Source organism: Ruminococcus sp. MCC718 (genome assembly GCF_018783905.1).
GTDB lineage: Bacteria > Bacillota > Clostridia > Lachnospirales > Lachnospiraceae > Hominisplanchenecus > Hominisplanchenecus faecis.
Genome location: NZ_WQNP01000080.1, coordinates 1 through 205, shown reverse-complemented (window position 1 = coordinate 205; position 205 = coordinate 1). Strand labels below are relative to the sequence as shown.

The 205-nt window shown below is 40.0% G+C and carries 1 tRNA gene; it reads left to right on the top strand.

Annotated features, from left to right (window positions below):
- Nucleotides 1-16 precede the first annotated feature (16 nt).
- A tRNA-Ala gene (locus tag GPK60_RS08100) sits at nucleotides 17-89 on the top strand.
- Nucleotides 90-205: the final 116 nt, after the last annotated feature.

Genomic DNA, 205 nt, shown 5'->3' with positions numbered 1-205 from the left:
ATATAACAACCAATATGGGGGTGTAGCTCAGTTGGGAGAGCACCTGCCTTGCAAGCAGGGGGTCAAGAGTTCGAATCTCTCCATCTCCATTCGGTAATCAGAAAACAAAAGTTTTGCTGGTTGCCACATGTACCTTGAAAACTGCATATAGAAAATAAATTCAAAATATCTAACAAGTTAGATAGACATCCGAGGAAGTTATCAA